An 8,607-nucleotide genomic window follows, 5' to 3' on the forward strand; every position below is an offset into this window, starting at 1 on the left:
ACTCCTTGGGAAATGGCTTCAGCTCAGGGCGACGCGGCCGTCGAAGACGCGCACGGCAGGGCCGGTCATGGTCAGGTGGGTGTCGCCGCCGGCCCACTCGATGCGCAGGTCGCCGCCGGGAAGGTGCACCGTGACCGGGCTCTCGAGCACGCCCTGGCGGATGCCGGTGGCTGCCGCAGCGCAGGCGCCGGTGCCGCAGGCGAGTGTCTCGCCGGTGCCCCGTTCGTAGACCCTCAGGCGGATCTCGTGGGGCGACACGACCTGCATGAACCCCGCGTTGACCCGCCTGGGGAAGCGCGGGTGGGCCTCGATGGCCGCTCCCAGGCGCGCAACCGGGGCGCTGTCGACGTCGTCGACCCGCAGCACCGCATGGGGGTTGCCCATGGAGACCACGCCGACCTCGAGCCGCTCGCCGTCGACCTCGAGGGTGTGCAGCATCCTGTCCTCGGGGGCATCGAAGGGCAGGGCGGCAGGGTCGAAGCGCGGCTGGCCCATGTCCACCCTGACCTGGCCGTCGTCCTCCACCCGCAGGATGAGCGGGCCGCCGGCGGTCTCCACATGGATCTCGTGCTTGTGGGTCAGCCGCTGGTCGCGCACGAAGCGGGCGAAGCAGCGCGCCCCATTGCCGCAGTTCTCCACCTCGCTGCCGTCGGCATTGAAGATGCGGTAGCGGAAGTCCATGTCCGGGTCCCGCGGTGGCTCGACGATCAGCAGCTGGTCGAAGCCGATGCCGAAGCGGCGGTTGGCCAGCCGGCGGATCTGCTCGGCCTCCAGTCGCGCCCGCTGGGTGACCAGGTCGACCATCATGAAGTCGTTGCCGAGGCCATGCATCTTGGTGAAGTGCAGCAGCATCAGGGGGCCTCCTCGTCATCTTCCGGCAGCAGCGCCTCGCCGGCCCAGAGCTCCTCGAGCCGCTCACGGCGACGCACCAGGTGGGCGTGCTCGCCGTCGACCATCACCTCGGCCGGCCGCGGCCGGCTGTTGTAGTTGGAGGCCATCACGAAGCCGTAGGCCCCGGCCGAGCGCACCGCCAGCAGGTCCCCCGGGGCGATGGCCAGGTCGCGCTCCTTGCCCAGGAAGTCGCCGGTCTCGCAAACCGGGCCCACCACGTCGTAGGTGGCGGTGTCGCGGGCGCGGCGGGTATCCACCGGCAGGATCGCCTGCCACGCCTGATAGAGCGCCGGGCGGATCAGGTCGTTCATGCCGGCGTCGACGATGGCGAAGTTCCTGGTCTCGCCGGGCTTGAGGAACTCTACCCGGGTCAGCAGCACCCCGGCATTGGCGGCGATCGACCGCCCGGGCTCGAACAGCAGGGTCAGCCGTTCGCTGCCTTCCCACCTCGAGAGCCGCTCCAGCAGGGCGGTGGCGTAGTCGAAGGGTTGGGGCGGATGCTCGTGGTGATAGGGCACGCCGAGGCCCCCGCCCAGGTCGAGGTGCTGGACCTCGATGCCGCGGCTGCGCAGCCGTTCGAGCAGCACCAGCAGGCGGTCGAGGGCGTCCAGGAAGGGCGACAGCTCGGTGAGCTGGGAACCGATATGGCAGTCCAGGCCCGTCACCGCGACGTTGGGCAGGCCGGCGGCCAGCTCGTAGACCGACAGGGCCTCGTCCACCGGGATGCCGAACTTGTTGTCCTTGAGCCCGGTGGAGATGTAGGGATGGGTGCCGGCGTCCACGTCCGGGTTGACCCGCAACGACACCGGCGCCACCTTGCCCAGGCGCCCGGCCACCGCATCGAGCCGCTCGAGCTCGGGGCGTGACTCCACGTTGAAGCACTTGATGCCCACCTCCAGCGCCCGGGCCATCTCGGCCTCCTGCTTGGCGACGCCGGAGAAGACCACCCTGGCGGGGTCGCCACCGGCGGCCAGCACCCGCTCCAGCTCGCCCACCGAGACGATGTCGAAGCCGGCGCCCAGGCGGGCCAGCAGGCCCAGCACGGCGAGGTTGGAGTTGGCCTTCACCGCGTAGCAGATCAGGTGGGGGTGGCTGCCCAGGGCCTCGGTGTAGGCGCGGAAGTGCCGGGCCAGGGTGGCATTGGAGTAGACGTAGCAGGGCGTGCCGAACTGCTCGGCGACGCGGGTCAGGGGCACATCCTCGCCGTAGAGCACGCCGTCGCGGTATTCGAAGTGATCCATGCCTAGGTCTCGCTGTCTTGAGGCGTGTCGTCGTTATCGGCCGGCTGGCCATAGCGCTCGGCGGCCTGCTCGTCGTCGGGCAGGTAGAGGGGGCCCTTCTGGCCGCAGCCGGCCAGCCCGACGAGCAGGGCCAGGGCGGCGAAGGCGATCCGATGCATCAGGCGGAGCCTTCCAGGGTGGCCAGGGCGTCGCGGGCGCGCTGGGCGGCGGCGCGCACCTGGTCCGGGGCGGTGCCGCCGATATGGTTGCGGGCGGCCACCGAGCCCTCCAGGGTCAGCACCTCGAAGACGTCCGCCTCGATGGTGTCGGAGAACTGGCGCAGCTCCTCGAGGCGCATCTCGGAGAGGTCCTTCTCCTGCTTGAGGCCGTAGGCCACGGACTGGCCGACGATCTCGTGGGCGTCGCGGAAGGCCACGCCGCGGCGCACCAGGTAGTCGGCTAGGTCGGTGGCGGTGGAGAAGCCGCGTCGGGCGGCCTCGGCCATCTGCGCCCTCTTCGGCTCGATGGCCGGCACCATGTCGGCGAAGGCCTTGAGGCAGTCCTTGACGGTGTCCAGGGTGTCGAACAGCGGCTCCTTGTCCTCCTGGTTATCCTTGTTGTAGGCCAGCGGCTGGGACTTCATCAGGGTCAGCAGGCCCATCAGGTGGCCATAGACCCGGCCGGTCTTGCCGCGCACCAGCTCGGGCACGTCGGGGTTCTTCTTCTGCGGCATGATCGAGGAGCCGGTGCAGAAGCGGTCGGGCAGGTCGATGAAGTCGAACTGGGCGCTGGTCCACAGCACCAGCTCCTCGCTCATCCGCGACAGGTGCATCAGCAGGATGCTGGCGAAGCCGGTGAACTCGATGGCGAAGTCGCGATCGCTCACCGCGTCCAGGGAGTTCTCGGCGGGGCGGTCGAAGCCCAGCAGCTCGGCGGTGACGTGGCGGTCGATGGGGTAGGTGGTGCCGGCGAGTGCCGCGGCCCCGAGGGGCAGCACGTTGACGCGGCGGCGGCAGTCGAGCAGCCGCTCGTGGTCACGGGCCAGCATCTCCTGCCAGGCCAGCAGGTGGTGGCCGAAGGTGACCGGCTGGGCGGTCTGCAGGTGGGTGAAGCCGGGCATGATGGTGTCGGCCTCGCGGTCGGCCAGTTCGATCAGGCCGGCCCGCAGGCGGGCGAGCTCGGCGGCGACGAGGTCGATCTCGTCGCGCAGGAAGAGGCGGATGTCGGTGGCCACCTGGTCGTTGCGCGAGCGACCGGTGTGGAGCTTCTTGCCGGTGATGCCGATCTTCTCCGTCAGCCGCGCCTCGATGTTCATGTGCACGTCTTCCAGGGCCACCGACCACTGGAACTCGCCGCGCTCGATCTCGTCGCGGATCTCGCCGAGCCCGGCGACGATGGCGTCACGCTCGTCGTCGGTGAGGACTCCCACCCGCGCCAGCATGGTGGCATGGGCGACGGAGCCCCGGATGTCATGGGCGGCGAGGCGTCGGTCGAAGTCGACCGAGGCGGTGAAACGCTCGACGAAGGCATCGGTGGGCTCGTTGAAGCGGCCGCCCCAGGACTGGTTGGTGGTCTGACTCATCGGGCTGGACATCCTGCATGACTGTGCGGTGGGTGACGTGCCGGTCGCAGCGCCGCCGAGAGCGCGCTGCCGGGACATGGCAGAAGTGTACCAGAGTCGGCGAGACTGGCGAGGGGCGTAGCCGGCCGGGGCGCGGCGAACGGTCGCGATTTTTCCTGCCTCGCCGGGTGCTTTATGATGAGGACAGTCCACATCATCGTCACCGGCCGCCAGGACGGCATCACCTGCCGTTCGGAGGGACCCGGTACAGGGAGAACTTCGTGCACGCCATCACCACGCTGCGTATCGCCACCCGCAAGAGTCAACTGGCCATGTGGCAGGCCGAACATGTCCGTGACCGCCTGATGGCGGCCCACCCGGGGCTGGAGGTGGAGCTGGTGGCCATGTCCACCCGCGGTGACAAGATCCTCGATACCCCGCTGGCCAAGGTCGGCGGCAAGGGGCTCTTCGTGAAGGAGCTCGAGGAGGCCATGCTCGATGGTCGTGCCGACATCGCCGTGCACTCCATGAAGGATGTGCCGATGCACTTCCCCGAAGGGCTCGGCCTGTCGGTGATCCTCGAGGGGGCCGAGCCCACCGACGCCTTCGTCTCCAACCGCCATGCCTCCCTGGACGACCTGCCCGAGGGCGCGCGAGTCGGCACCTCCAGCCTGCGCCGCGCCCTGCAGGTGCGCGAGGCACGCCCCGATCTCGAGGTCCTCAGCCTGCGTGGCAATGTCCAGACCCGCCTGGCCAAGCTCGATGACGGCGAGTTCGACGCCATCCTGCTGGCGACCTCCGGCCTGCGGCGGCTGGGCCTGGATGATCGCATCGCCATGGAACTGCCGCCGGAGGTCTGCCTGCCGGCCTGCGGCCAGGGCGCGCTGGGCATCGAGTGCCGCATGCACGATGCCGAGCTGATCTCCTTGCTGGCGCCGCTGGATGACCCGGCCACCGCGACCCGGGTGCGTGCCGAGCGGGCCATGAATACCCGCCTGGAAGGGGGCTGCCAGGTACCCATTGCCGGCCATGCCATCTTCGAGGGCGACGGCCAGACCCTCTGGCTGCGCGCCCTGGTGGGCAACCCCGAGGGTACCCAGGTGCTGCGTGCCGAGGGGCGCGGCTCGCTGCATGAGCCCGAGGCGCTGGGGATCCGGGTCGCCGAGGAACTGCTCGACCAGGGGGCCGGCGAGATCCTCGCCGAGGTCTATGGCGCCGGCTGATGTCGGCCCCGCCGGTTCTGATCAGCCGTCCCGGTAGTCGTGGCAGGGCGCTGGCGGCGGCCGTGGAGGCCGCCGGCTGGCCGGTGGAGCGCATCGAGGCCATGCGCCTGGTGCCGCTCCCGGAAACCCCGCAGATGCGCTCGGCCTGGCTGGACCTCGATCACTTCCAGCGGGTGGTGGTGATCAGCCCCTTCGCCGCCGAGTGTCTGGCCGAGGCGGTGGACCGGTACTGGCCGCAGCTTCCGGTGGGCCTGGCCTTCTACGCGGTAGGGGCCGCCACCGCCGCCACCCTGCACGACCTGCTCGGTGTACGGGTCCACCTGCCGCCGACCGAGGCCGGCGAGGACACCAGCGAGGCGCTGCTGCGGCTGGCCTCGCTGCGCAGGCTCCACGACCAGCGTGTACTGCTGGTGGCCGGGGAGGGTGGACGCCCCCTGCTCGCCGACACCCTGACGGCGCGCGGGGCCTGCGTGACCCGCCTGGCGATCTATCGTCGCCAACTCCTCTCTCCATCGCCTGCCATGCGCGAGCGACTGGCACGCGGTGAGTATCGGGCACTGGTGGTCAGTAGCGGAGAAATCCTCGAACATCTGGCAAGATGGTGTTCGCGTGCTGCCTTGAACCAACCGCTAATCGTTTCCAGCGCCCGGTTGGCTACACTGGCCGGCAGACTGGGGTTCCGTGCCCCCGTCGTGGCGCCCGGTGCCACTCCTGCCGCCCTGGCGGCGGCGGTGGCCGAGGCCTGCGACCCGCAAGATGCCGATGTCGATCAAGACGATCTCGAAAAGGGCTAGCGACAGATGAGCAAGCAATCAAACGATCAGGACGAACAGCAGAAACCGTCCGGCGCGGCCCAGGGCGGCGCGGAATCGACGGCGCCGGGCGACGAGGCCGACAAGGGCGGTGTCGCGGCGAAGGGACGTTCCCGGCGTCGTGGCAAGGGTGGCCAGTCGGCTGCCTCGAGCTCATCGGCTTCGGCGGCCTCCGAGGGAGGCGCGGCAGCGAAGCCCGGGTCGACAGCGGCTGCGGGCGACAAGACGCCGGCAGGCAAGCCGGCCAGTGCCTCCGACGACAAGGCGGCTGCGGGCGACAAGACGCCGGCAGGCAAGCCGGCCAGCGAGTCCGACGACAAGGCGGCTGCGGACGACAAGACGCCGGCAGGCAAGCCGGCCAGTGCCTCCGACGACAAGGCGGCCGCCACCGCCGGGTCGAGTGACAAGCCGACGCCGGCCGCCGAGAAGGCGAAGCCGGCAGGCAAGAGCGCTGCCAGCGAGGCCCCGAAGCCTGCCGCGGCGGGCGGTGGGGGTGGCGCGGCCGCCGCGACGGCTTCCGGCGGCGGCCAGGGCCGGGGAGGCGGCAAGGCCGGTTGGCTGGCCCTCGTGCTGGTGGTCGTGCTGGCCGTCGCCGTGGCGCTGTTCGGCTGGCAGGCCTGGCAGAAGCTCGATACCCAGCAGCAGCGTCTGGCCGAGCTGGAGTCGCGCAGCGCGGCGGATCTGGCGGCCCTGGAGAACCGGCTCGAGGAGGGCGAGAGCGAGCGAGACGCGGCGCTGGAGAGTGCCCTGAGCGAGCTCCAGGGCGAGTTCGCCAGCTATCGCAGCGAGGTGGACGATACCCTGGATCAGGTGCTGGCCGAACTCGCCAGCGAGCAGGAGACCGACGAGCGCGACTGGCTGCATGCCGAGGCCGCCTACCTGCTGCGCCTGGCCAATCAACGCCTGCAGCTGGAACGCGACGTGATGGGGGCCGCGGCCCTGTTGCGGACCGCCGACGAGCGCCTGCGCGAGGCCGACAACCCGGCCCTGGTACCGGTGCGTCGCGAGATCGCCGCCGAGCTGGCCGCGCTGGACGCGGTGCCGCGGGTCGACCGTACCGGCCTGTGGCTGGCACTCAACGCCCAGCAGGAGCAGATCGCCGGCCAGCCGCTGGGGCAGGACATTGAGGAGCAGGTCGCCCGTTCGGGCCTCGAGGAGGCACCGTCCGGTGCCTGGCAGCAGCAGTTGTCGCGTTTCGGCCAGGAGCTCAAGTCGCTGGTCACCGTTCGCCATCACGATCAGGCGCTCGAGGCCCTGATCACCCCGGAGCAGGAGTCCTACCTGCGCCAGAGCGTGCGCCTGGTGCTGGAGCAGGCCCAGCTGGCACTGCTCAAGGAGGAGCAGGCCCTCTACGAGGCGAGCCTCGACAAGGCGCTGGCCCTGATCAACGGCTACTACGATACCCAGGCCAGCGGCGTGCAATCGGTGGCCTCGCGTCTCGAGGCGCTGAAGGGCGAGGCGATTCGTCCCGAGCTGCCCGACATCAGCGGTTCCCAGCAGGCCCTGGCCAGCTTCATCCAGCGCCGTTTCGAGTCGCGGGGCAGCGATGCCCGGGGAGATGACGCATGAGAAAGCTGATCCTGATCGTCGTCCTGGGCCTGGCGCTCGGAGCGCTGTTCGGCCAGCTGATGATGTCGGTGCCGGGCTACTGGCTGGTGCGGGTGGGCGATACCTCGTACCAGACGTCGTTCTGGTTCGGCCTGGTCATCCTGCTGGCGGCCTTCCTGGTGCTGCACTTCGGCCTGCGGGTGCTGATGCGCCTGAGCCGGCCGATGAGCCGCTTCAAGGTGTGGAACAGCCGTACCCGCAACCGCAATGCCATGAAGCGCACCGTGCGTGGCCTGGTGGCGCTGGCCGAGGGGCGCTGGAAGAAGGCCGAGAAGTCGCTGGTCAAGGCCGCCGACGACTCCAGCACCCCGCTGGTCAACTACCTCTCCGCGGCGCTGGCGGCTCACTACCAGGGACGCTACGAGCAGGCCGATACCCTGCTCAAGCGCGCCCACCTGAGCACCGAGGGCGCCGACAACGCGGTGGGCATGATGCAGGCCCAGCTGATGCTGGACCGCCAGCAGTACGAGGAGGCGCTGGCGATCCTGACCCGCCTCGACCGCCAGTTGCCCAACCACCCCCAGGTACTCAAGCAGCTCAAGCAGGCCTATCTCAGCGTCAGCGACTGGGACGGCCTGCGGCGCCTGATGCCGCGCCTCGGTGCCCAGCAGCTGATCTCCCGTGAGGAGCGCGAGCAGCTCGAGCTGCGCGCCTATCGCGAGCTGATCGTCCACGAGGCCCGGGAAGGGGGGGACATCGAGCGGGTGCGCAACCTGTGGGCCGACATGCCCGACCACCTGCGTGGCCACATCGAGCTGATCGTGCTCTACGCCGAGGCGCTGGTGCGGGGCAACCAGGAGGCCATCGCCGAACGCCTGCTGCGCCACTCCCTCAAGGAGCACTGGGACAGTCGCCTGGTGCTGCGTTACGGGCTGCTCAACGTGGATGCGTCACGCCAGCTGGTCTACGCCGAGAAGTGGCTGCAGGAGCGGCCCAACGACCCCGACCTGCTGCTCACCCTGGGCCGGCTGTCCCTGCGCAACGCCTACTGGGCCAAGGCCCGGGAGTATTTCGAGGCGAGCCAGCGCCAGCGTCCCAGCGGCGTGGTGTGCGCCGAGCTGGCGCGGCTCTACGCCAATCTCGGCGAGCACAACAAGAGCCAGCTCTTCTACCGCCAGAGCGTGGAGCTGCTCGACAAGTCGCTGCCCTCCCTCCCCCAGCCCAGCGAGGCCGGCGAGCCCGGCAAGGGCAGCGGGTCGCGGGGCAAGGCGAAGGAGGGCGGCTCCCGGGCCTGATCCGGGCCACCGTCTCACCTGCCGCCAGTGATTCCACCTTTCGGGGCGCCTTTCGGC

At 70.2% G+C, this 8,607-nt stretch carries 8 protein-coding genes; 4 read left to right on the forward strand and 4 right to left on the reverse strand.

The window, feature by feature from the left end; all coding sequences use genetic code 11:
• Positions 1-18: 18 nt before the first annotated feature.
• The 4 genes from dapF to argH are packed head-to-tail and all read right to left on the reverse strand — an operon-like array spanning position 19 to position 3,693.
• A complete protein-coding gene (dapF, locus tag ACOMD9_RS20025) occupies positions 19-852 on the reverse strand; it encodes a diaminopimelate epimerase (protein ID WP_421417768.1) in 834 nt (277 codons plus the stop codon).
• Entirely contained in the window at positions 852-2,132 is a 1,281-nt protein-coding gene (gene lysA, locus ACOMD9_RS20030; RefSeq protein ID WP_421417769.1) for a diaminopimelate decarboxylase, read from the reverse strand. The genes dapF and lysA overlap by 1 nt, the downstream gene beginning before the upstream one ends.
• Positions 2,133-2,134: 2 nt before the next feature.
• Positions 2,135-2,290: an LPS translocon maturation chaperone LptM gene (gene lptM, locus ACOMD9_RS20035; RefSeq protein WP_421417770.1), complete on the reverse strand. Its 156-nt coding sequence runs from the start codon at positions 2,288-2,290 to the stop codon at positions 2,135-2,137.
• Positions 2,290-3,693, reverse strand: coding sequence for an argininosuccinate lyase (argH, locus tag ACOMD9_RS20040; protein ID WP_421417771.1), 1,404 nt, complete (start codon positions 3,691-3,693; stop codon positions 2,290-2,292). Before argH ends, lptM begins: the two co-directional genes overlap by 1 nt.
• A 260-nt stretch (positions 3,694-3,953) precedes the next feature.
• Here argH and hemC point away from each other — a divergent pair, with 260 nt between their 5' ends.
• Genes hemC through ACOMD9_RS20060 form a run of 4 tightly spaced genes read left to right on the forward strand, consistent with a single transcriptional unit; the run spans position 3,954 to position 8,550 of the window.
• Positions 3,954-4,895 (forward strand): hydroxymethylbilane synthase, encoded by a 942-nt coding sequence (hemC, locus tag ACOMD9_RS20045; protein ID WP_421417772.1) that lies wholly within the window; start codon positions 3,954-3,956, stop codon positions 4,893-4,895.
• Positions 4,895-5,689, forward strand: a complete 795-nt coding sequence (locus tag ACOMD9_RS20050; protein ID WP_421417773.1) for a uroporphyrinogen-III synthase — start codon at positions 4,895-4,897, stop codon at positions 5,687-5,689. The genes hemC and ACOMD9_RS20050 overlap by 1 nt, the downstream gene beginning before the upstream one ends.
• A 6-nt stretch (positions 5,690-5,695) precedes the next feature.
• Positions 5,696-7,276, forward strand: coding sequence for a uroporphyrinogen-III C-methyltransferase (locus tag ACOMD9_RS20055; protein WP_421417774.1), 1,581 nt, complete (start codon positions 5,696-5,698; stop codon positions 7,274-7,276).
• Positions 7,273-8,550: a heme biosynthesis HemY N-terminal domain-containing protein gene (locus ACOMD9_RS20060; protein ID WP_421417775.1), complete on the forward strand. Its 1,278-nt coding sequence runs from the start codon at positions 7,273-7,275 to the stop codon at positions 8,548-8,550. The genes ACOMD9_RS20055 and ACOMD9_RS20060 overlap by 4 nt, the downstream gene beginning before the upstream one ends.
• The last annotated feature ends 57 nt before the right edge of the window (positions 8,551-8,607 follow it).

Origin of the sequence: Halomonas terrestris (assembly GCF_049166755.1) — a bacterium.
Taxonomy (GTDB): Bacteria; Pseudomonadota; Gammaproteobacteria; order Pseudomonadales; family Halomonadaceae; genus Halomonas.